Below are 22,492 nucleotides of genomic sequence, written 5' to 3'. Positions count from 1 at the left end.
GGCTCGTCCGGCTCATCCGGCTCATCCGGCTCGTCCGGCTCGTCCGGCTCGTCCGGCTCGTCCGGCTCGTCCGGCATGGCGGGTTTCGCCCTCTGGTGGCCTTGTCCCGTTTCCCCACAATGGAGCGCAGAGGCATGGCAGTTCACGAGGGGGCCGGCATGGAACCGGACGGCACGGAACTGTCGGAGGCGATCGCGGCGGTGCGCGCGGGGCTCGTCGCCGCGCGGAGCACGGGCGCCGGCAGCGAGGTCAGGTTCGTCCCGGACGAGGTGGTGCTCGACTTCACGGTCGAGTTGCGGCGCAGCAAGAAGCGCGGGGGCGCGGTGAAGGCCTACGTGCTGTCGGCCGAGGCCGGGGGCGAGTCGGCGGGGACCGTCGCCCAGCACGTCACCATCCGGTTCCGGGTGACGGACGAGGCGGGGCGGGAACTGCCGGTGGCCGATCACCTGCCCCACGGCCGGCCGGGGCGGCCGGGCGGCGACTGAGCGGACCCGCCGGGGGGTGAGGCCGCCGGGGTCGCGGCCCAGGGCGGATCGAGGCCGAGGGGGAACGTCATGGCGTTCGACGCGACCTGCGTCGTGGAGGTCTGGAACGACACCGGTGAGGGCGGGGGATCCTACGGATCGGGGTACGAGATCGCCACGGGGCTGGTGCTCACCGCGGGGCACATCCTGGCGGAGCGTGACGCAGGCGGTGGTCCGCCGTCGGTCGAGGTCCGGTACATGCGGGAGGGTGCCGACTGGACCGCGGCCCGCGTGGTCTGGTACGACGGCGACCTGGACGCCGCGCTGCTCGCCGTGGCGGCCGATCCCCCGCCGGGCGGCCCGGTCCGCTTCGGGGAACTCACCGGCGCGGATCCACAACACCCCGTCCGGTGCGGGGTCTTGGGCTTTCCTCAGGTGCAGGCGACGCCGCGCGGCCGGGACTCGATGGGCGTGGCCGGAACCGTCGACGCCTGCACCCTGAGGTTCAGTCGCCGCTACCAGATCAACCTGACGCCGTTGCAACGCCGCCGGGACTGGAGCGGAATGTCCGGCGCGGCCGTGTTCTGCGGACCGCTCCTCACCGCCGTCCTGCGCAGCGTCCCCGACGGGTTCCACGCCTCGCGGGTCAACGCCGTACCGGTCTGCCTGCTGCTGCGGGACGAGGGTTTCCAGGACGCGCTGCGAACGGCCGGCGGGACGGTGCCAGAGCTCGAATCGGTCGAGCTCGAACCGCTGGCGGAGGCCCCGCCGTGTCCCGCGCCGCGCTCTCTCACGGCGGCGAACGACAACGCGCCGTCGGTCTCCCACCTCCTTCACCCCCGCACCCGCACGGTGCCGTTCCGGGGACGCGAGGCGGCCCTCGAACGGCTCACCGGGTGGGCCACTTCGGACTGCGCCGTCGACGTCATGATGGTCACGGGCCCGATGGGCGCCGGCAAGACGCGGCTCGCCGTCGAGATCGGACGGCGCCTCGGCCACGGGTGGGTGACGGCGTTCCTGCGCACCGAACCCCCGGACGCCTCGCCGGCCCCCGCCCTGCACCCTCTCACCACCAGCGCCCGCCACCTCCTGCTGGTCGTCGACTACGCGGAGACGCGACCGGCCTGGCGAAAACTGCTCCTGGCGGAACTTGCGGGTTACCGGCGCCGTGTCCGGGTGAGGCTCCTCCTGCTGTGCCGGAACGGGGCGGTGTGGCGGGAGGAGGTGGTCGGTCAGTGCCGCAACAAGGGGCTCCTCTCGGACGACGGAAATGTGCTCGCCCTAGGGGAACTTGAGCCGGGCGGCACCGAGCCGGAGGGCCGTTTTCTGGGCGAAGCGGCGCGCGCCTTCGCGGAACGGCTGTACGGCGGCAGCCCGTTCTACGACCTGATCGCCCCGACCCTTGACGCGTTGCCCCCCACCGGCGACCGGGACCCGTTCTCCCTCGGCCTGACGGCGTGCGCGGCCGCGATCAGCGCGTTCGAGCGAAGTGACGAGCAGCGTGCGATCCGGCCGTACCAGGTGGTCCTGGACCGCGAGGCGCGCTACTGGATGCGTGGCGCGGAGGTGTTCGGGCTGCCGGTCACTCCCGAGACCCGCCGCCTCGTCCGGTCGCTCGTCGTCACGCAGGCGCTGGTCGGCGGGCGGGACGTCCGGGAGGCCGCGGCCGCGGTCGCGGCGGGACGGCAGGCGCACTACCGGCACTGGGGAACGGACCAGGCGGACCCCGAGCGGCTGAGCCTGCTGCACCATCTGCTGAAGAGCCTGTACCCCTCCCACGACGCCGAGTGGGGCCGCCTCGGCCCGCACGCCCTGTCCGCCCATCTGATCGGAACGGCCGAGCTTCAGGACCGGGGCCTGACCCGCTCGGTCCTCACCGCCCCGGAGCTGAACCTCCATCAGCGCAGGCGCGGTCTGGAGACGCTGCTGCTGGGCGCCTCCCGCCGCCCCCATCTGGCCGATGTCGCAAGGGACTCGGTGGCGGACTCGCCTGTCGGCCTGGGTCTCGCCGCCGCCTTGGCGGCACCCGCGGCCGAAGACCCGGTCGCGTGGCTGGGCGGGGTCCGGGACGCGATTCGCGGGGCGGGGACGACCCTGTCGCCAGAGGAACGGGCCGACCGGTGGGAGGTGGCCGACCGCCTGGACGACCTGCTGGGGGACTGGCCGCCCCCGGACGAACCGGAGGCGCCGGACGCCTTTGTAAGCCCCGGCGATCCGGATGGCCCGGGTGGACCCGGCGACCCGGACGACCCGCTCCCGCCCGGCGGCAGGCCGCCCGGCCCACGGCCGGGCGGCACGCCGGGCACTGCTTGGCAAGTGGACGAGTTCGAGGACGACGCCTTCGACGGCCTCCACACCTCCGCGCCTCCCCGCACCACCCACTGGACCGGCCCCGACCCCGACCCCGAGCCCCACCTCGACCCGCACCCCACCAGGCCGAGGGAGGGCCCCGGATTCCCCGACCTGGGCGGCCTCTGAGCCCGCACGCGGGGCCCGCGCGGGGAATCACGGCGGGCACGGGGGTAGCGTGCTGCCCCCACCCGACGAAAGGGACTCCCCATGCCGGTGCGCATCGAGCGTCAGGGCCCTGTCACCACGGTCGTCCTCTCCCGGCCCGCCGCCCGCAATGCCGTGGACGGGCCGACCGCCGCCGAACTCGCCGACGCCTTCAGGGCGTTCGAGGCCGACGCCGAGGCCCGGGTGGCGGTGCTGTGGGGCGAGGGCGGCACGTTCTGCGCGGGGGCGGACCTGAAGGCGATCGGGACCGATCGGGGCAACCGGGTCGCGGAGGACGGGGACGGGCCGATGGGGCCGACGCGGATGCGGCTGTCGAAGCCGGTGATCGCGGCGGTGGCGGGGCACGCCGTGGCCGGGGGGCTGGAGCTGGCGCTCTGGTGCGATCTGCGGGTCGCGGAGGAGGACGCCGTGTTCGGCGTGTTCTGCCGCCGCTGGGGCGTGCCCCTGATCGACGGCGGCACGGTACGGCTGCCCCGGCTGATCGGCACGAGCCGCGCCCTGGACATGATCCTCACCGGACGTCCGGTCCCGGCCCGCGAGGCCTGCGAGATGGGGCTGGCCAACCGCGTCGTGCCCACCGGGCGGGCCCGCGCCGAGGCCGAGGAACTGGCCGCCGCGATCGCCCGGTTCCCTCAGGACTGCCTGCGCTCCGACCGCGCCTCGGTGCTGGAGCAGGAGGGCCGGGACGAGTCCGAGGCGCTGCTGGGCGAGCTGCGCCACGGCAGGGGCGTACTGGACCGGGGTCTGGAGGGGGCCGCGCGGTTCGCCGCGGGGGCGGGGCGGCACGGCTCGTTCACCGACGAGTGAGACCGCGCCGGGACACGCGCGTCAGCCTCGGCCGACCGTGATCCGCACCGGCCCGCCCCCGGGATCGACCCGCGGGCGACCGCTTCCGGCCGGGGCCGTGGCACCTGGGCTGTGTGGTGGTACGTCGCCCGCCGTTCGTACGGAACACCCACCGCGGCCGCCTACGGCAGCGACCGGGACCAGGCCGAACCGGCCGAGGGAATCGTCTGACCGGCCCTCACCCCGCGCCGGTCCCGGTACGAACTGCCGTGCCGGATACGGCAGGATGAACGATCGCGCCGGCCGTCGGCTCTCCTCGCGGGGGGTCCGGCGGCCACGCGTTCGCACATCCCGCAATCGAGCAGGTGACAACGTGACGCAATCTCACATCCGGCCGTCGGCGGCCCCGTGCGCCGCAGATCGTCCCACCGGAGGTGACCGGTGAACCGCACGCTGACCCTGGACGACCTGATCCTCTCCGGCATCGCCCTGGCCGCGGGCCTGGTGGCGGCGTTCCTGTCGCGCGCCGTGCTCCGCTGGCTGGGCAAGCACGCCAAGCGCACCCGGTGGAGCGGCGACGACGTCATCGTGGACGCGCTGCGCACGGTGGTGCCGTGGGCGGCGATCGCGGGCGGCGCGGCGTCCGCCGCCGCGGTGCTGCCGCTGACGCGGACGGTCCAGCACCACACCAACCAGATCCTCACCGTGCTGCTCATCTTCGTGGTGACGCTCTCCGCGGCCCGCGTGGTCGCCGGCCTGGTGCGGACGGTCACCGTGTCCCGCTCCGGCGTCGCCGGGTCGGCCACGATCTTCGTCAACATCACCCGGATCCTGGTCCTGGCGATCGGGTTCCTGGTGGTCCTGCAGACCCTGGGCATCTCCATCGCGCCGCTGCTCACCGCCCTGGGCGTGGGCGGTCTGGCGGTCGCGCTCGCCCTTCAGGACACCCTCGCGAACCTCTTCGCGGGCGTCCACATCCTCGCCTCCAAGACCGTGCAGCCCGGCGACTACATCCGGCTGAGCACGGGCGAGGAGGGCTACGTCGAGGACATCAACTGGCGCCAGACGACGGTCCGCCAGCTCTCCAACAACCTGGTGGTCATCCCCAACGGGCAGCTGGCGAAGACGAACATGACCAACTTCACCCGGCCCGAGCAGCAGCTGACGGTCCTGGTGCAGGTGGGGGTCGGCTACGAGAGCGACCTGGAGCAGGTGGAGCGGGTGACCACGGAGGTGGTCGCCCAGGTGATGACCGAGATCACCGGCGCCGTGCCCGAGCACGAGCCGGCCGTCCGGTTCCACACCTTCGGCGACTCCCGCATCGGCTTCACGGTCATCCTGGGCGTCGGCGAGTTCAGCGACCAGTACCGGATCAAGCACGAGTTCATCAAGCGCCTCCACCGGCGCTACCGCGAGGAGGGCATCCGCATCCCGGCGCCCACGCGGACGGTGGCGCTGCAGCAGGGAGCGGCCCAGGCCGTCATCCCGCAGCAGCGCAGCGGCGAGGACGCGACGACGGGGTCGACCGTCGTCGGCTGACGCGGCAGGCCCGGTGCGTCAGGTGCGCCCGGTGCGCCCGGTGCGCCCGGTGCGGTGCCGGCGGCCCCGGCCACCGCGCCGGGGCCGCCGGCCGCAGCGCCGCGCGGCTCGGACTGCGGCAGCGGCAGCGGCAGCGGCAGCGGCAGCGGCCGACGGTCTCCGCACGTCGAGGGGCCGGGACGTCCTGATGGCGGCCGTTCCCGCCGGTGTGCGGGGCGGCGCGGGTGATCCACCGGGCGTCCCGGGGCCGGTCCGGCGCGGACCCCTGTCGAGCCGGGGTCGGTCACGAGATATCTTGATGTCGAGCAATGTTGCAGACGTGGAGCGGAGCACCCGGTGACTGACTCGACCATCATCTACACACACACTGACGAGGCCCCGGCCCTGGCGACGTATTCCTTCCTGCCGGTGGTCCGGGCTTACGCCTCGCAGGCCGGTGTCGCCGTCGAGACCCGTGACATCTCGCTGGCCGGGCGCATCATCGCGCTGTTCCCGGAGTACCTGAACGAGGACCAGCGGATCCCCGACGCGCTGTCCGAGCTGGGCGAGCTCGCCAAGACGCCCGAGGCCAACATCATCAAGCTGCCGAACATCTCGGCCTCGATCCCGCAGCTGAAGGCCGCGATCGCCGAGCTGCAGGGCCAGGGCTACGCGCTGCCGGGCTACCCGGACGACCCGAAGAGCGACGAGGAGCGCGAGATCCGCGCCCGCTACGACAAGGTCAAGGGCTCCGCGGTGAACCCGGTCCTGCGTGAGGGCAACTCCGACCGCCGCGCCCCCGCGTCGGTCAAGAACTACGCCAAGACCCACCCGCACCGCATGGGCGCCTGGACCGCCGAGTCCAAGACCAATGTGGCGACCATGGGCCAGAACGACTTCCGCTCCACCGAGAAGTCCGCCGTCATCGCCGAGGACGGCGCCCTGCGCATCGAGCTGGTCGGCGACGACGGCTCCACCACCGTGCTGCGCGAGTCCGTGCCCGTCCGCGCGGGCGAGGTCGTCGACGCCTCCGTCATGCGCGTCGCCGCGCTGCGCGAGTTCCTCACCGAGCAGGTCGCCCGCGCCAAGCAGGAGGGCGTGCTCTTCTCCGTGCACCTGAAGGCCACGATGATGAAGGTCTCCGACCCGATCGTCTTCGGCCACGTGGTGCGCGCCTTCTTCCCGAAGACCTTCGCGCAGTACGGCGAGGCGCTCGCCAAGGCCGGCCTGACCCCGAACGACGGCCTGGGCGGCATCTACAAGGGCCTGGAGAACCTGCCCGAGGGCGCCGCGATCAAGGCCTCCTTCGACGCCGAGCTGGCCGAGGGCCCGGAGCTGGCCATGGTCGACTCCGACAAGGGCATCACCAACCTGCACGTCCCCTCCGACGTGATCGTCGACGCGTCCATGCCGGCCATGATCCGCACCTCCGGCCACATGTGGGGCCCGGACGGCCAGGAGCACGACACCCTCGCGGTGCTGCCGGACTCCAGCTACGCGGGCGTCTACCAGGCCGTGATCGACGACTGCCGCGCCCACGGCGCCTACGACCCGTCCACCATGGGCTCGGTCCCGAACGTCGGTCTCATGGCGCAGAAGGCCGAGGAGTACGGCAGCCACGACAAGACCTTCGAGATCCCGGTCACCGGCACGGTCCGCCTGGTCGACCAGGCCGGCGACGCCGTGATCGAGCAGACCGTCTCGGCCGGCGACATCTTCCGCGCCTGCCAGACCAAGGACGACCCGATCCGCGACTGGGTCAAGCTCGCCGTCACCCGCGCCCGCGCCACCGGCGACCCGGCGGTCTTCTGGCTGGACGAGACCCGCGCCCACGACGCCAACCTGATCGCCAAGGTCCACGCGTACCTGCCGGAGCACGACACCGAGGGCCTGGACATCCGCATCCTGTCCCCGGTGGAGGCCACCAAGCTGTCCGTGGAGCGCATCCGCCGCGGCGAGAACACCATCTCCGTCACCGGCAACGTGCTGCGCGACTACCTGACCGACCTGTTCCCGATCCTGGAGCTGGGCACCAGCGCCAAGATGCTGTCGGTCGTCCCGCTGATGGCGGGTGGCGGCCTGTTCGAGACGGGCGCCGGTGGCTCCGCGCCGAAGCACGTCCAGCAGCTGGTCAAGGAGAACTACCTGCGCTGGGACTCCCTGGGCGAGTTCTTCGCCCTGGTGCCGTCCTTCGAGCAGTACGCCGAGGCCACCGGCAACAGCCGCGCCAAGGTCCTCGCCGACACCCTCGACAAGGCCACGGCGTCCTTCCTCAACGAGGACAAGTCCCCGACCCGTCGCGTCGGCGGCATCGACAACCGCGGCAGCCACTTCTACCTGTCCCTGTACTGGGCGCAGGAGCTGGCCGCGCAGACCGACGACGCCGACCTGGCCAAGGCGTTCGCCCCGCTCGCCGAGACCCTCGCCGCCAACGAGCAGCGGATCGTCGACGAGCTGATCGCCGTCCAGGGCGAGCCGGCCGACATCGGCGGCTACTACCAGCCCGACCCGGCCAAGGCCGCCGCGGTCATGCGCCCCTCGGCCACCTGGAACGAGGCGCTGGCGTCCCTGAGCTGACGCACCCCGCCCACCGGGCCCGACGGCCCGACCGGCACGACTCCGCCCCGACCGGCACCCCGCCGGCCGGGGCGGAGTCGTTCGGTGTCGGCGGTGTGTCGCGGTGGGTACCGCTGGAAGCGGGGCGCGGGCCCCGTCCTTGTCAGTGGTGTGCGCCAAGATCAAGGCGCCATGGAACCGAGATCCCCGTGGAGACACGGGGAGCGACAGGAGCAACCCCGTGCCCGACGCCGTACCGTCCTTCGCCCTGCTGCCCGGTGCCGCCCAGTCGCCGGTGATCCTGCATGTGCCCCACTCGGCGCGGGAGATCCCCGCCGCGGTGCGCGCGGGAATCGCGCTGGACGACGGGGCGCTGGCGCGGGAGCTCGACCACATCACCGACGCGCACACCGCCGAACTCGCCGAAGCGGCCGCGGCCCTGTCCGCCGTGACCCCCTGGCGGTTCGTGAACCGGCTGTCGCGGCTGGTCGTCGACCCGGAGCGGTTCCCCGACGAGCGGGAGGAGATGCTCGCGGCCGGCATGGGCGCGGTGTACACACGGACCACGCACGGCGCCGTCCTGCGGCCTGACGACACCGACGCCGAGCCGCTGGTGGAGCGCTACTTCCGCCCGTACGCGCGGGCGATGACGCAGGCGGTGGCCGACCGGCTGGCCGCCACCGGGCGCGCCGTCGTCATCGACGTCCACTCCTACCCCACGGCCGCCCTGCCCTACGAGCTGCACGGTGCGGGTCCCCGGCCGCCGGTCTGCCTGGGCACCGACGCCTTCCACACCCCGCCCGGACTGGCGGAGCTGGCCCGCAAGGCCTTCGCGCGGTGCGGGGAGACGGGGCTGGACAGCCCGTTCGCCGGTACCTACGTCCCGCTGGACTTCCACGGCGGCGACGCCCGGGTCGGCGCGCTGATGGTGGAGATCCGGCGGGACATGTACATGACCGAGCCGGGCGGTCCGGCGGGTCCGGGGCTCTCCCGGCTCGCGGCGGCACTGGCCGAGCTGGTCGACGGCGTCTGAGGCCGACCTCCGGCTGGAGCACTCCGGCGCGACAACCGGGCCGGGCGAGGGGAGGGTGACTGTATGACGCAGGAGATCACTGCCCCGGCCGACCGGGCGGAACCGCCCCCCGTGAGGGACTGGCCCGCGCTCGATCTGGAGGGCACGGAGTTCGATCCGGTCCTCGCCGGCCTGATGCGCGAGGGCCCGATCACCCGCATCCGCCTGCCGCACGGCGAGGGCTGGGCATGGCTCGCCACCCGCTACGACGACGTCAAGCTGATCACGAACGACCCGCGCTTCAGCCGGGCCGAGGTCACCCGGCGTCAGGTGACCCGGCTCGCCCCGCACTTCGCGCCGCGTCCGGGCTCGCTCGCCTGGGCCGACCAGCCCGACCACAACCGGCTGCGCAAGCCGGTCTCCGCCGCCTTCACGGTCAGCGCGATGAAGCGGCTGCGGCCCCGGGCGCAGGAGATGCTCGACGGACTGGTCGACGGGGTCCTGCGGGACGGGCCGCCGGCCGATCTGGTCGAGCGGGTGCTCGAACCGTTCCCGCTGGCGGTGGTGAGCGAGTTGATGGGCGTTCCGGCCGCCGAGCGGGAGCGGGTGCACGCCTGGACCCGGCAGATCATCTCCATGAGCGGCGGAGCCGAGGCCGCCGACCACGCCAAGCAGGGCATGTACGCGTGGATCGCCGACACCATCGGCGCCCGCCGCGACAGCCGCGCCGAGGACGTCCTGTCGCTGCTCGGCGCCGCCGTCGGCCGGGGCGACATCAGCCTGGAGGAGGCCGTCGGGCTCGCGGGGCCGCTGCAGATCGGCGGGGAGGCCGTCACCCACAACTGCGGCCAGATGCTGTACCTGCTGCTGACCCGGCCGGAGCTGATGGCGCGGATGCGGGAGCGGCCCGAGGCCCGCGGACCGGTGCTGGACGAACTGCTGCGCCACATCCCGCACCGCAGCACCGTGGGCCTGGCCCGCGTGGCGCTGGAGGACGTGGAGCTGCACGGGGTCCGCATCGGCGCCGGCGACCCGGTCTACGTCTCCTACCTGGCCGCCAACCGCGACCCGGACGTCTTCCCGGACCCGGACCGCATCGACCCCGACCGCGACCCCAACCCGCATCTGTCCTTCGGCAACGGGCCGCACTACTGCACCGGCGCCGTGCTCGCCCGGCTGCAGACCGAACTGCTCGTCGACACCCTGCTCGACCGGCTGCCGGGGCTGCGGCTCGCCGTGCCCCCGGCCCAGGTCGCCTGGCGCCGGAGGACGATGATCCGCGGTCCGCGGACGCTGCCGGTCACCTGGTAGGGCGGCCGGGCGCGCACGGCGGCGCCGGACTCAGGCGTTCGCCGCGGCCGGGTCGGCCACGCCCGACGGCCGCTCCTCCGGCCCGGCGGCCGGCAGCAGCCGCGCCAGCGCCCACGGGCCGGGCCCGAACGCGGCGAGCAGCAGGAACATCCAGGCGTACAGGGCGGCCGGCTCCCCGTTGTTCTCGAGCGGCAGCAGGCCCACCTGCTGGTGCACGGCGAAGTAGGCGTACGCCATCGATCCCGAGCAGATCAGCGCGGCCGGCCGGGTGAACAGGCCGAGCGCCACCAGGGTCCCCCCGACCAGCTGGATGGCGGCCGCCCACCAGTCGGGCCAGACCCCGAACTGGACCGTCCCGCCGTGCGTGCCGAAGGCTCCGCCCAGCACTCCGAACAGCGACGCGGCGCCGTGACAGGCGAACAGGAAGCCGACGACCATACGGACCAGGGAGTGCACGGGCCCGGCGGCCTTCAGCGCGGCGGGTTCGACGAAGCGGTTCATGAGCTTCAGCCCTTCAACGGGGACGGGGAACAAGGGACTTGCGGGACGGGCGCGGTCAACGGCCGGAACACGACGGTGGAATCCGGCCGCCGGGATACGGCACCCGCCCCGGCCGACGCCGGACGCTACCCGCGGCGCCCCCACGCGCGGACGACCATCGGGCGAACAGCCGACGAAGCCTGGGATCAGGCCAGGTCAGAGCACTTCCCGACGGGTGTCACCCCCGCTCGCCGAGGCGGCGGAAACGCTGTGACCATGATCACCAACGGCCCGTCAGCACGCCTCTGACCTTGTCGAACGCGTGGTTCCCCCCGCGTTTACCAGCCGGTTGTTGTGAGCCGCGACGACCCCGAACCAAGCTGCAAAAGGACCTGCTCGGGTCCACCGCGTCTGGCCGGTTCCCGCTCCGACGGCATCGTCCGAGGAGGGCCGAGGCAGACCCCAGCTAGGGAGGGACCGGATGATCGGCCATCTGTGCCACACGGCGGAAAAGGACGACCCGACGCTCGTGCTGGACCGCAGGGCACTGCCCTGCGACGAGCGGGAACTCGCCACCGCGCTGCTCCTGGCCCGTGACTGGCTGGCGGCCGCACAGGGGATCGACATCACGACGATCGCGATGATCGAGCCGTCCACCGACCCGGAGTTCGATCTGGACCACCGGTTCGCCCGCCACCTGCCCGGCGCTTCGCCGCGTTTCGCGCTGCGCGGCAGCTGCGGGCACGCGATCCTCTGCTCGGTCGCCGTGGCACGGCGCCTGGCCTGGCTGCCGCGCCACACCGCCGATCGCCCCCTGCGGGTCAAGGTCCTCAACACCGGTGACCGCGTGGAGTGCGAGGTCGACGGGACCGGCCGCACGGCCACGTTCGCCGTGGAGTTCGCCTACCGGCCCCCGCGCCGGCTGCGGGACCTGCTGCCGACCGGGACGCCTCAGGAGGAGCTGGACGGTCTGACGGTGTCCGTGGTGTCGGCCGGCAATCCGCATGTGCTCGTCGACGCCGCCGACCTCGGACTGCACGACCAGGAAACCCTGTTCGCCGCCGACTCGGCCGTACGGCGGCGGCTCGCCGGTCTGCGCCGCGCTGCCGCCCGCCGGCTGGGGCTCCCGGAGGACGGCGCGTTCCCCGGGATCGCCGCGGTGGGCCAGTACCAGTACCGGCGCCTGGCGGTACTGCCCCTGCCGGCCCCCGGTGAGACGGATCCCCCGTCCGGCCCGGGCGAGTCCGCGCCCCTCGCGCCGGCCGACGCCATCACCGTGGCCGCCGCCGCGGTGATCGAGGGCACGGTCGCCCAGCGGCTGGCCACGCGGGGCTGGAGCCGGGCGGACGAGCTCGTCGTCGACACCCCGGGCGGCACCACGGTGGTGCGCCTCGCGGTGTCCGGCACCAGCGCGGACGAGACCCTCGACCGAGCGCGCGTGCGGCGCCGGACGATCCGGTACGGAGGGCCCGTCCTCCTGGAACCCCTGCGCGACCTGATGCTCACGCCCCAGGACGCCCGGCGGTCTCTTGCCCTGCGCTGACGTCCGCCACGCACACATCCGCGCGCACGGCCGCTGACCTACGGATTTCTCTCTGACACAAGGTCGAAAAGACGGCGGCACCACCCCCGACGGACAGGCGACCCACCCATGCCCTCTGCTCCGCGCGCTCCCCTGCCCGCGCCCGGACCGACACGCCCCTTCGACATCGCCCTCACCACCCTCGCCCCGGCGGTGTGGGGCAGCACGTACCTGGTGACCACGGAACTGCTGCCGCCCGGGCGGCCGTTGCTGGCCTCCACCGTGCGGGCACTGCCCGCCGGGCTGGTCCTGCTCGCCGTCGCCCGCGGACTGCCGCGCGGCGCCTGGTGGTGGCGTGCCGCGGTACTGGGGGCGCTGAACATCGGCGTCTTCTTCTACCTGCTGTTCGTGGCCGCCTACCACCTGCCGGGCGGGGTGGCGGCCCTGGTGGTCGCGGTCCAGCCGGCGATCGTGCTGCTGCTCGGCGCCGTACTGCTGAAGGAGCCGATCCGTCCGGCGCAGGTGGCCGCCTGCCTGCTCGGCGTGGCGGGCGTGGCGCTGCTCGCCCTCACGCCCAGGGCCGGGCTGGACCTCACCGGCCTCGCCGCCGGGGTCGCCGCGGCGGTCAGCATGGCGGCCGGCGTCGTGCTCACCAAACGCTGGGGACGGCCCGAGGGGGTGAGCCTGCTGACGTTCACCGGCTGGCAGCTCACCGCGGGCGGTCTGCTGCTCGCGCCGGTCACGCTGGCCGCCGAGGGGCTGCCCGCCCGCGTCACCGCCGCGAACATCTCGGGCTTCGCGTATCTGAGCCTGATCGGGGCGCTGCTCGCCTACGCGGTCTGGTTCCGGGGCATCGGGCGGCTGCCTGCCCTGGCGGTCTCGGTCCTGGGCTTCGCCAGTCCGCTCGCCGCCACCGTCCTCGGATACCTCGTCCTGGACCAGGGCCTGACGGCCCTCCAACTCGTCGGCGCCGCAGCGGTGGTCACCGCCGCGGCGCTCGCCCAGGCATCGCCCGGACCTCGCGCCGGGCTGCCGCCTGACGGCCCGTCACCGGCGCCGGGTCGGAACACCGAACCCGCAGTCAAGGGGAAACCGTGAACACTGCACAGCCCACCGCACGTCCCTCGGTACGCGTCCGGGACCTCCGCCCGGGCGGTTGCCTGCCCGACCTGCTGCGGGAGCAGGCCGCCCTGCGCCCCACCGCCACCGCCGTCATCAGCGGCGCCGAAAGCCTCACCTACCGCGAACTGGACGCCGCCGCGTCCCGGTTGGCCTCGCGCCTGCACGCGCTGGGCGTGACCCGCGACGCTCGCGTCGGTCTGTTCGCCGAACCGTCACTGGACCTCATGACCGGCGTGTGGGGCATCCTGTCCAGTGGCGCCGCCTATCTGCCGCTGTCCCCGGAGTACCCCGAGGAACGGCTGCGCTACATGATCGAGGACAGCGGAACCCGCGTCGTCCTCACCCAGGACCACCTCGCCGCCCGGCTCCGCGACCTCGTCCCGCGCGGCACCGTCGTCGTCACCCCGGCCGACGCCGCGCCGGGCACGGCCGCCGCGCCGCAGGCGCCCGCACCGGCCGACCTCGCCTACGTCATCTACACCTCCGGCAGCACCGGCAGGCCCAAGGGCGTGCTGATCGAACACCGCGGCGTCCTGTCCCAGATGCGGTGGATGCAGACGTGCGGGCACCTCACCCCGCACACCACCGTGCTGCAGAAGACGCCGATGAGCTTCGACGCGGCGCAATGGGAGATCCTCGCCCCCGCGGTCGGCGCCCGGGTGGTGATGGCCCCGCCCGGCAGCTACCGCGATCCGGAGGCGCTGCTCGCCGCCCTCGCCGAGCACGAGGTGACCACGCTCCAGTGCGTGCCCACGCTGCTGCAGGCCCTGCTCGACACGGAACGGCTCGGTTCGTGCACCACCCTGCGCCGGGTCTTCTCCGGTGGCGAGGCGCTCTCCCGGCAGCTGGCGCGCACCTTCCTCGACCAGGTCCCGTGGGCCTCGCTGGTGAACCTGTACGGCCCGACCGAGTGCACCATCAACGCCACCGCCCACCTGGTCGACCCGGACGCGCTCGGCGAGGGCGCCGGCTCGGTCCCCATCGGCGTGCCGGTCGACAACACCCAGTGCTACATCCTCGACGATGACCGGGCGCCGGTGGACATCGGGGAGACCGGTGAGCTGTACATCGGCGGCGTCCAGCTGGCCCGCGGCTACCTGGACCGGCCCGAGCAGACCGAGGAGCGGTTCGTCCCCTCGCCGTTCGTGCCGACCGAGCGGCTCTACCGGACCGGGGACCTGGCGTACTGGAACCCCGACGGCACGATCCAGTTCACCGGCCGCACCGACAACCAGATCAAGCTGCGCGGCTACCGCGTCGAGCTCGACGAGATCGCCCTGGCCGTCGAGGAGCACACCTGGGTGCGCCGCGCCGCCGCGATCACCGCGGACGACCCGCGCACCGGCTCCACCAACCTGCTGGCGTGCGTCGAGCTGAACGCGAAGGAGGCCGCTCTGATGGACCAGGGCGACGCCGGCGCGCACCACCAGTCGAAGGCCAGCAAGCTCCAGGTGAGGGCGCAGCTGTCGAACCCGGGCCTGCGGGAGGCGGCCGAACTCGCCGGCCGGCCCGTGGTGCCCCTGCCGGGCCGGCGGGAGACCACCAGGCAGCGACGGGAGACGTTCGCCCGCAAGACGTACCGCTTCTTCGACGGCGGCCCGGTGACGCGCGACGACCTCCTCGCCCTGCTCGCCCCGCGTCCGGCCCGCACGCTCTCCCGGAGCCTCGCCGATCTGAGCTTCGCCCAGCTCGGTGAACTGCTGCGCTGGTTCGGCCAGTTCCGCAGCGAGGAGCGGCTGCTGCCGAAGTACGCCTACGCCTCCCCCGGCGCCCTGTACGCCACGCAGCTGTACCTGGAGACGAGCGGTCTGGACGGCCTGCCGGACGGCGTGTACTACCACCATCCCGCCGACCACACCCTGGTACGGATCGCCGGCGCCCCGCCGAGCGCCGACGCGCGGCTGTCGGTGCACCTGGTCGGGAAGAGGCGGGCCATAGAGCCCGTCTACAGGAACAACATCCGGGAGGTGCTGGAGTTCGAGGCGGGCCACATGCTCGGCGTCTTCGAGGAGATGCTGCCCGAGTACGGCCTGACGATCCGCCCGGCCGCCCACCGCCCCGCCGTCAAGGACGCCCTGGACGTCGCGGCCGAGGACTACTACCTGGGCAGCTTCACCGTGGACCGCAACGACGGCCTCGCCCCGCACGACCCCACCGAGATCTACGTGCAGTCGCACCCGGACCGCGTCGCGGGGCTGCCCGCGGGACAGTACCGGTGGACCGGCCGCGACCTGGAGCGCGTGTCCGGCTCGCTCGTCCTGGGCAAGCACGTCATCGCCATCAACCAACAGGTGTACGAGCGGGCGAGCTTCGGCGTGACCGCCGTGAGCCGCGCGCCCGAGGAGTGGCTGGAGTACATCGCGATGGGCGCGAAACTGCACCACCTCCAGCGCAACGCCGTGAACCTCGGCCTCATGTCCTCCGGCTACAGCTCCAAGACCGGCCACCCGCTGCCCGCCGCACGGCGCGTGGACGACATCCTCGCCTCCTGCGCGATCCCCACCGGCCCGTCGTACTTCTTCCTCGGCGGCAAGGTGGGCGAGGAGCAGATCGCCGACGAGGGCATGAACGAGGACGCCGTGCACATGAAGGGCCCGGCCGAGATGATCCGCGACGACCTGGCCGAGCGGCTGCCCGACTACATGGTCCCCAACCGGGTCCTGGTGCTGGACCGGCTGCCGCTCACCGCCAACGGGAAGGTCGACGTGAAGGCCGTGGCCGCCCTGGACCAGGTGCGCTCCACCGACACCGGCAGGCCCTACGTCGCCCCCGCCACCGCGGCGGAGCGGTGGCTCGCCGACGCCTGGGCGAAGGCGCTGAAGTACGACGACGTGTCCGTGGAGGACGACTTCTTCGCCTCCGGCGGCAACTCGCTGATCGCGGTCGCGCTCGTCAACCGCGTCAACCGGGAGTTCGGCCTGCGCCTGCCGCTCCAGGTCGTCTTCGAGTGCCCGCGGCTCGCCGATCTCGCCGCCCGTATCGAGGACCACGGTGCCGCGCCCTCCTCGCGGCTGGTCCCGCTGCACGCCGAGGGCACCGGCCGCCCGGTGGTCTGCTGGCCGGGGCTCGGCGGCTACCCGATGAACCTGCGTCTGCTGGCCCGCGAGGCGGGCGCGGGCCGCCCGTTCCTCGGCGTCCAGGCGCACGGCATCAACAGCGGTGAGACGCCGTACCCGACGATCCGCGAGATGGCCGCGGCGGACGTGGCGGAGATCCTGCGCCTCCAGCCCGAGGGCCCCTACACCCTGTGGGGCTACTCCTTCGGTGCCCGCGTCGCCTTCGAGGCCGCCTGGCAGCTCGAGCGGTCCGGGCGCCGGGTGGACGACCTGCTGCTGATCTGCCCCGGCAACCCCGAGGTCGGGCCGGCGGACCGCGCGCGCTCCGGCCGCGAGGCGTCCTACCGCGACCCGGTGTACGTGGCGATCCTGTACTCGGTGTTCACCGGCACCGTCAGCGGCCCGGACGTGGACGCCTGTGTCGCGGCCGCACGGGACGAGGCCGGCTTCGTCGGCTTCGTCCAGGAGCGGGTGCCCGGACTCGACGAGCAGTTGATCCGCCGCATCATGCGCGTCGTCGCGGAGACCTACGAGTTCGAGTACACGTTCCGCGAACTCGCCGAACGGCGCCTGGACGCACCCGTGACCGTCCTCAAGGCCACCGGGGACGACTACTCGTTCATCGAGGCGCACTCCGGCTGGTCGGCCACCCCGCCGGCCGTCGTGCGGTTGACGGGCGACCACTACGGCGTGCTGAGGCCACACGGCATCGCGGAACTCGCCGCCGCGATCCACGACCGGCCGAGCGGCCGCGGGTGAGTGAGTGCCGGGAGGGGGACGCCGCCGATCGCCGTCGGCGGCGTCCCCCTCCCGTCAGGCCCGCAGCCACTCCGTGACCACCACGTCCCCGCCGGTCCGCAACCGCAGCGCGAACGGGCCGGCGGGCGGGGCGTCGCCCGTGAAGCGGCCCAGCTCGTCGGCCGTGAGCGGGACGCCGGCATGGGGCCCGCTCAGTACCTCGATGCGGGCCGGCCGGGGCGGCATCAGCTGCCCGAGCAGCCCGTCCTCGGTGACCTCGACGTCCACGGTCAGCTCACCGGCGCGGAAGGTCAGCATCCGCGGCACGTCCGTGGCGCCCCTGACCGGGAGGGCGTCGACCAGCGAGTCGAAGGTCAGCTCGGCGATGCGGGTGTCGAGGTCGTGCAACGCGTACGCCTCGACGGCCAGTTGGCGCAGCGCGGTGGGCACCGGGTCAAGGATGGCGGTGGCCGCCCGCAGTTCCTCCTCCAGGAGTCCGACGTCGAACTCCTCCTCGTCCGGGGCGTTCCCGTCGAGGACGCCGTCGTCGTCGCTCACAGTGCCCCCCGTGCGTCGAGTCGTGCGCGCAGGCGCCGCAGGCAGCGCTGGCGCAGGGGTCCGATGCTGCCCACGGCGATGCCCAGCGCCGCGGACACCTCCTGGTAGCTGGGCGGTGGCGAGGCCATCAGGACGCGCAGCAACTGCCTGCAGCGCTCGCCGAGTGCCTCGAACTCCTGCCACAGCCGGCGGACCCGCTCGCTCTGCGCGGCGGCCTCCTCGGAGTCGAGCAGCGACTGCTCCGGCGTACGGTCCTCGCTGACCCGGTCGAGCAGTTGCGGGTCGTCCGTCACCGTCAGCCGGCTCAGGCCGCGGATGGTCTTCAGGCACTCGTGCCGCGCGGTGCTCGCGAGCCAGGAGCCCGCCTTGTGCGGCTCCCGGATCCGCCCGAGGTGCTGGGCGAAGCGGAACCAGACGGTCTGGTACACCTCGTGCCCGTCGGCGTCGGAGAGCCGGTGCGCGCGCACGACGGACCACACCAGCGGGCTCAGCCCTTCCACCAGCGCTTTCCAGGCCGCCGCGTCACCGTCGACGGCGGACTGGACGAGCGCGCCGACATCTGCACGGTCCACGGCCCCACCCCTCGTGTACGGCACGACATCGTACGCCGTGGTGGGGACGGCTTCGGCCCTCATGCCGGCGGAGCGAGCCGCACGACGGGAACCGGGCGCCACGTGGGCGGGCGCAGCGCCGGTACGTGCGCCCCGCGCACCTCCGCGTACTCGGTGTTCGTCTCCAGAAGTCGGCGCCGTGCCGCGCGCGGGTCGCGCTCCTTGTGCGCCGTCATGTGCGCCGCGACCATGCCGGCGGCGACGGGCGTCGCGAAGGAGGTCCCGCTCCAGTGCGCGAACCCCTCGAACATCACCTGGTCCGCCTTGCCGGAGCCGGCCTCGCGTCCCTCGCTCAACACACCGGTGTGGCGCGGGTACTGGCAGGTGCAGGCGTAGGTGAAGCCGAACCGGCAGGCGTCGTAGGTGGAGTGCTGGTAGACGTACGGTACGGGCGCCTGGAAGCCGGTGAGGGCGCTGGTGAGCCGCTCACCGGGGGCGTAGACCTTGACCCAGGCCCCGTGGTTGCTGAAGCAGGCGCCGTGCTCGCCGTCGCCGCGCAGCGCGCCCACGGAGAGCACGGAGTCGGCGAAGTCGGGCAGGTCGGCGTAGGCGGCGGGCCAGAAGGGGGTGGCGCTGGCGTTGTTGCCGGCCGCCGCCACGAGCAGGGTGCCCTGGTCGCGCAGTTCCTCCATGAAGCTCTGCACGCCGAGCAGGCCGTCGGTGCGGCCGTTGGAAGTGCCGGCGGACAGGCTGATGAGGTCGGGCCAGCCGTGCTCGTCGACCGCCTCGAAGAGCTTGTGCCCGAACTCGGACTCCAGGACGGCGCCGGCGTCGTTGAGGGTGCCGCGCACCGTGATGTCCGTGCTCGGGGCGACGGCGGCGACCAGCCCGGCGATGAACGTGCCGTGCCCGACGTACTGCTGGAGGATCCCCTGGTCGTCGCACTCCCGCACCTGGCTGTCGCCCTGGACGTGGGCGAGCAGCGGCAGCGACCGGTAGTCGTGCATGAGGCCGGTGTCGATGACGAGGACGCCGACGGCGCCGTCCGGGTCGTAGGCGGTCCCGGCGGGCGCCGGATTGGTGCCCTGGGTGAGCGCGGCGGGCACGGGCTCGTCGCCGGGGCAGGCGTTGACCGCGACGGACACCACGTGGTTGCGGCTCACCAGCCGCCGTCCGGCGCGCCCTTCGTGGGTCCGCAGCGCCCGCAGCGCGTGCGCCACGGCCCGGTCGCCGCCGCGGTCGCCGTGGCCGGGGTCGCCGACCTGGATACGGGTGACGCCGGTGCGGTTGGTCTCCGGGCCCGCCCGGCGCACATGGTCGGCGGTCAGACCGGTCGCCTCGGTGAAGTGCGTCCGTACGGTGTCCTCGACCAGCCGTGCCTCCTCGCCGTCGCGGGCGAGGACGACCCCTTTCTCGTAGAAGAACTCCGCCGAGTCGTCCGGTCCCATCGCCAGCGGGACGCCGGGCATGGAGCGCTGGACCTGGTCGAACTGTTCGTGGAATCGCTGTGGTGCCATGGCGTGTCCTCCCGTTGTGGCCGCGGTCGTCAGTGTGATCCTCCCGGCCCGTACCTGATACAGAGCCCAACCCGTGGGAGCCGGTTCCGCGGGCCACTACCATCCTTGGGGTGAGAGCGGGAAACGACTCGGTTCTCGAACTGCTGCCGATGGTGTTCGCCGCCCCGGGCGAGGCGCTGGCGCGCGCTCAGGAGGTGCTCGGCGACGGTCCGCCGCCGTTGCACGCCTCGGTGGCGCACCAGGTGATCGGCATCTGGCAGCGGGACTTCGGCGATCTGCGCCTGGCGCTGCGTCATCTGCGGCGGGCCCGGGACCTGGCGGCCCGCGCGGAGTCGGCCGACCGGGAGGCCGATGTGCTGGCCACCCTCGGGGTCGCGTTGGTGCACGCGGGGCGCACCCGGCACGGCCTGGCGGCGTTCGAGCGCGGGGTCGCGCGCGGCACGGGCCACACCCGGGCCCGGGTGCTGTACCGGCGGGCGTACGTCTGGTGGGTGCTGGGCCGCCATCGTGAGGCGCTGGACGACGTACGCCGGGCGATTCCCGTGCTGCGGCAGGCGGACGACGTGATCTGGACGGCCCGGGCGCTCACCCTGCGGGCCACCGTGCACCTGGCGCTCGGGGCGGTGGAACGGGCCGACGCGGACTTCGCGGCGGCCGAGGCGCTGTGGGACACCACCGGCCAGGAGCACGACAAGGCGGACGCCGTGGAGAGCCGCGGCCTCGCGGCCTTCCGCCGCGGCGACATCCCGGCGGCGCTGCGGCTGCTGGACGAGGCCGAGGAGCGGTACGCCAAGCTCGGCACGCCGACGTTCATGCTCAGCATCCGCCGCTGCGAGGTGCTGATGGCCGCCGGGCTCGCCCCGGAGGCGCTGACCGAGGCGGACACCGCGATCGCGGCCCTCGACCGGATCGGGGGACAGTCCACCCGCAAGGCGGAGCTGTTGCTGGCCGCCGCCCGCGCGGCCCGCCTGGCGGACGACCCGCACACGGCGATCGCCCGCGCGGCGGTGGCCGTACGGCTGTTCGCGGGGCAGCGGCGCGCCTGGTGGGAGACGCACGCCCGGCTGGTGCTGATCGAGGCGCGGGTCGCCATCGGGCGGCGCTCGGGCCGCCTGGTCGCGGACGCGGCGGTGGTGGCCGGACGGCTTGCGTCCTTCGGTTCCCCGGCGGCCGCCGAGGCGTCGCTGCTGGCGGGCCGGATCGCGCTGGCGCTGAACTGGACGGCGGACGCCGAGCGGCATCTGGCGTCCGCCGCGCGCAGCCGGCACGCCGGGCCGCCGCTCGCGCGGATGACGGGCTGGGCGGCGCAGGCGCTGCGGGCCCGGGCGGCCGGCTCGGGCCGGGGAGTGCTGGAGGCCTGCCGGCGCGGGCTCGACGTGCTCGACGACCACCGGATGACCCTCGGCGCCTCGGAGTTGCGGGCCCGGGCCACCGCCCAGGGCGCCGAACTGGCCGCGCTGGCCCAGCAGGCCAGTCTGGCCTCCGGCGAGCCGCGGCGGCTGCTGGTGTGGAGCGAGCGCTGGCGGGCGACCGTGCTGTCGGCGCCGCCGACCCGGCCGCCCGCCGATCCGGCGCTGGTCAGCGCTCTGACCGCGTTCCGGGAGATCGCCGCCCGTGCGGAGGCGGCCCGCCGGGACGGGCATCCGGTCCCGGCCCTGGAGCGGGAGCGGCGGCGGCTGGAGCGGGAGATCCGGTCCCGGACGCTGCGCCTGCGCGGCGGGGCGCCCGGCGGCGGCGACCGCCTGGACCCCGGCGCGCTGCTGGAGCGGCTCGGCGACGGGCGACTGGTCGAACTCGCCGTGCTCGACGGGCGGGTGCACGTGCTGCTGTGCGGCGAGGGGCGGGTGCGGCGGTTCGAGGCCGGGCGGCTCGCGGACGCGGTGACGGAGGCCGAGCATGTGCAGGCCGGGCTGCGGCGCCTGGCCCACCCCGGGGGCGCGGCCCGGCTGCCGCTGGTCGAGGCGGCGGGCCGCCGCCTCGAGGAGCTGCTGCTGGGACCGGCCGCCCGGCACCTGGGCTGCGGCCCGGTGGTGGTCGTTCCGCCGGGGTCGCTGCACCGGGTGCCGTGGGCACTGCTGCCGTCGCTGCGGGAGCGGGTGCTGAGCGTGTCGCCGTCGGCGAGCAGCTGGCTGCGCGCCCGCGACACCGTGCCGCCGCCGGGCGGCCGTCAGGTGCTGGTGCGTGGTCCGGGCCTGGCGACCGGGGGCGCGGAGGTGCCGGAACTGGCCGGCCGGTACGGTACGCCGACGGTCCTGGAGGACGGGGAGGCGCACGCGGCGCGGGTGCTCCGCGAGCTCGACGGGGCCGCGCTCGCGCACATCGCGGCGCACGGCGCCTTCCGGGCGGACAGCCCTCTGTTCTCGTCGCTGACGATGGCCGACGGCCCGCTGATCGTGCACGACTTCGAACGCCTGGACCGCAGCCCGTACCGGATCATCCTGTCCTGCTGCGACACCGCACGCTTCGCCTCGGTCGGCGCCGACGAACTCCTGGGCCTGGTCACCGCGTTGCTGCCGCTGGGCACGGCCGGGGTGGTGGCGTGCAGCGCGCCCGTGAACGACGCGGCGGTGGTGCCGCTGATGCTCGCGCTGCACAAGGGGATCGGGGCCGGGCTGTCCCTCGCCGAGGCCCTGCGCGACGCCCGCTCCGCCCTGCCGGGCGACGCGGTGCACCAGGCCACGGGGTGGGCGTTCTCGGCGTTCGGGGCGGCCTGAGCCCGGGAGGCGCCGCGGCCGCCGAGGGCCGGGCCGACCGTGCTTCCGGAGTGGTCCGCGGGAACGGCCG

The 22,492-nt window shown here is 74.0% G+C and carries 15 protein-coding genes; 11 read left to right on the top strand and 4 right to left on the bottom strand.

The features are described 5' to 3' along the window. Nucleotides 1–134: 134 nt before the first annotated feature. The 7 genes from ACIQ9G_RS06025 (at nucleotide 135) to ACIQ9G_RS05995 (ending at nucleotide 10,164) form a co-directional block, all read left to right on the top strand. Nucleotides 135–485 carry a trypco2 family protein gene (locus ACIQ9G_RS06025; protein WP_403606987.1) on the top strand — a complete coding sequence of 117 codons (351 nt, stop codon included), beginning with the start codon at nucleotides 135–137 and terminating at the stop codon, nucleotides 483–485. 69 nt (nucleotides 486–554) lie between these two features. Next, nucleotides 555–2,942, top strand: coding sequence for a trypsin-like peptidase domain-containing protein (locus ACIQ9G_RS06020; RefSeq protein ID WP_403606985.1), 2,388 nt, complete (start codon nucleotides 555–557; stop codon nucleotides 2,940–2,942). An 81-nt stretch (nucleotides 2,943–3,023) separates the two neighbouring features. Next, nucleotides 3,024–3,788 (top strand): crotonase/enoyl-CoA hydratase family protein, encoded by a 765-nt coding sequence (locus ACIQ9G_RS06015; RefSeq protein ID WP_403606981.1) that lies wholly within the window; start codon nucleotides 3,024–3,026, stop codon nucleotides 3,786–3,788. A 420-nt stretch (nucleotides 3,789–4,208) separates the two neighbouring features. After that, nucleotides 4,209–5,306: a mechanosensitive ion channel family protein gene (locus tag ACIQ9G_RS06010; protein WP_403606979.1), complete on the top strand. Its 1,098-nt coding sequence runs from the start codon at nucleotides 4,209–4,211 to the stop codon at nucleotides 5,304–5,306. Between the two features lie 336 nt (nucleotides 5,307–5,642). Further along, complete coding sequence (locus tag ACIQ9G_RS06005) at nucleotides 5,643–7,862, top strand: NADP-dependent isocitrate dehydrogenase (protein ID WP_403606977.1); 2,220 nt, start codon at nucleotides 5,643–5,645, stop codon at nucleotides 7,860–7,862. A 220-nt stretch (nucleotides 7,863–8,082) separates the two neighbouring features. Continuing rightward, nucleotides 8,083–8,874 carry an N-formylglutamate amidohydrolase gene (locus tag ACIQ9G_RS06000; protein ID WP_403606975.1) on the top strand — a complete coding sequence of 264 codons (792 nt, stop codon included), beginning with the start codon at nucleotides 8,083–8,085 and terminating at the stop codon, nucleotides 8,872–8,874. A gap of 63 nt (nucleotides 8,875–8,937) precedes the next feature. Beyond that, nucleotides 8,938–10,164, top strand: a complete 1,227-nt coding sequence (locus tag ACIQ9G_RS05995; RefSeq protein WP_403606973.1) for a cytochrome P450 — start codon at nucleotides 8,938–8,940, stop codon at nucleotides 10,162–10,164. Nucleotides 10,165–10,194: 30 nt separating this feature from the next. Here the strand turns inward: ACIQ9G_RS05995 and ACIQ9G_RS05990 are convergent, their stop codons facing one another. Continuing rightward, entirely contained in the window at nucleotides 10,195–10,665 is a 471-nt protein-coding gene (locus tag ACIQ9G_RS05990; RefSeq protein WP_403606971.1) for a DoxX family protein, read from the bottom strand. A gap of 460 nt (nucleotides 10,666–11,125) precedes the next feature. Between ACIQ9G_RS05990 and ACIQ9G_RS05985 the strand changes: the two genes are divergently transcribed. From ACIQ9G_RS05985 to ACIQ9G_RS05975, 3 genes are all read left to right on the top strand, one after another. Continuing rightward, on the top strand, nucleotides 11,126–12,187 hold the full coding sequence (locus ACIQ9G_RS05985; protein ID WP_403606969.1) for a PrpF domain-containing protein: 1,062 nt from the start codon (nucleotides 11,126–11,128) through the stop codon (nucleotides 12,185–12,187). A gap of 108 nt (nucleotides 12,188–12,295) precedes the next feature. Then, nucleotides 12,296–13,264 carry an EamA family transporter gene (locus ACIQ9G_RS05980; protein ID WP_403606967.1) on the top strand — a complete coding sequence of 323 codons (969 nt, stop codon included), beginning with the start codon at nucleotides 12,296–12,298 and terminating at the stop codon, nucleotides 13,262–13,264. Then, on the top strand, nucleotides 13,261–17,103 hold the full coding sequence (locus ACIQ9G_RS05975; protein ID WP_403606965.1) for an amino acid adenylation domain-containing protein: 3,843 nt from the start codon (nucleotides 13,261–13,263) through the stop codon (nucleotides 17,101–17,103). The genes ACIQ9G_RS05980 and ACIQ9G_RS05975 overlap by 4 nt, the downstream gene beginning before the upstream one ends. A gap of 54 nt (nucleotides 17,104–17,157) precedes the next feature. Here the strand turns inward: ACIQ9G_RS05975 and ACIQ9G_RS05970 are convergent, their stop codons facing one another. The 3 genes from ACIQ9G_RS05970 to ACIQ9G_RS05960 are packed head-to-tail and all read right to left on the bottom strand — an operon-like array spanning nucleotide 17,158 to nucleotide 19,708. Then, entirely contained in the window at nucleotides 17,158–17,640 is a 483-nt protein-coding gene (locus ACIQ9G_RS05970) for a hypothetical protein (protein WP_403606963.1), read from the bottom strand. After that, nucleotides 17,637–18,212, bottom strand: a complete 576-nt coding sequence (locus ACIQ9G_RS05965; RefSeq protein WP_356183098.1) for a sigma-70 family RNA polymerase sigma factor — start codon at nucleotides 18,210–18,212, stop codon at nucleotides 17,637–17,639. Before ACIQ9G_RS05965 ends, ACIQ9G_RS05970 begins: the two co-directional genes overlap by 4 nt. A gap of 59 nt (nucleotides 18,213–18,271) precedes the next feature. Then, entirely contained in the window at nucleotides 18,272–19,708 is a 1,437-nt protein-coding gene (locus ACIQ9G_RS05960; RefSeq protein WP_403606960.1) for a S8/S53 family peptidase, read from the bottom strand. A gap of 149 nt (nucleotides 19,709–19,857) precedes the next feature. On the opposite strand from ACIQ9G_RS05960, the gene ACIQ9G_RS05955 reads away from it, so the two are divergent. After that, on the top strand, nucleotides 19,858–22,422 hold the full coding sequence (locus tag ACIQ9G_RS05955; protein WP_403607903.1) for a CHAT domain-containing protein: 2,565 nt from the start codon (nucleotides 19,858–19,860) through the stop codon (nucleotides 22,420–22,422). The last annotated feature ends 70 nt before the right edge of the window (nucleotides 22,423–22,492 follow it).

The sequence above is a fragment of the Streptomyces sp. NPDC096152 genome (assembly GCF_044763235.1).
In the GTDB taxonomy this organism is placed as follows: Bacteria; Actinomycetota; Actinomycetes; order Streptomycetales; family Streptomycetaceae; genus Streptomyces.
The sequence above is the reverse complement of the archived record's forward strand: the minus strand, read 5'-3'. Positions and strand labels throughout refer to the sequence as shown.

Bases quoted from the DNA above. Each gene is read 5' to 3' on its own strand.
- ACIQ9G_RS05995 (WP_403606973.1), top strand. From the start codon at position 8,938: ATGACGCAGGAGATCACTGCCCCGGCCGACCGGGCGGAACCGCCCCCC.
- ACIQ9G_RS06015 (WP_403606981.1), top strand. From the start codon at position 3,024: ATGCCGGTGCGCATCGAGCGTCAGGGCCCTGTCACCACGGTCGTCCTC.
- ACIQ9G_RS05960 (WP_403606960.1), bottom strand. From the start codon at position 19,708: ATGGCACCACAGCGATTCCACGAACAGTTCGACCAGGTCCAGCGCTCC.
- ACIQ9G_RS05955 (WP_403607903.1), top strand. From the start codon at position 19,858: ATGGTGTTCGCCGCCCCGGGCGAGGCGCTGGCGCGCGCTCAGGAGGTG.
- ACIQ9G_RS05985 (WP_403606969.1), top strand. From the start codon at position 11,126: ATGATCGGCCATCTGTGCCACACGGCGGAAAAGGACGACCCGACGCTC.
- ACIQ9G_RS06020 (WP_403606985.1), top strand. From the start codon at position 555: ATGGCGTTCGACGCGACCTGCGTCGTGGAGGTCTGGAACGACACCGGT.
- ACIQ9G_RS06025 (WP_403606987.1), top strand. From the start codon at position 135: ATGGCAGTTCACGAGGGGGCCGGCATGGAACCGGACGGCACGGAACTG.
- ACIQ9G_RS05990 (WP_403606971.1), bottom strand. From the start codon at position 10,665: ATGAACCGCTTCGTCGAACCCGCCGCGCTGAAGGCCGCCGGGCCCGTG.
- ACIQ9G_RS05980 (WP_403606967.1), top strand. From the start codon at position 12,296: ATGCCCTCTGCTCCGCGCGCTCCCCTGCCCGCGCCCGGACCGACACGC.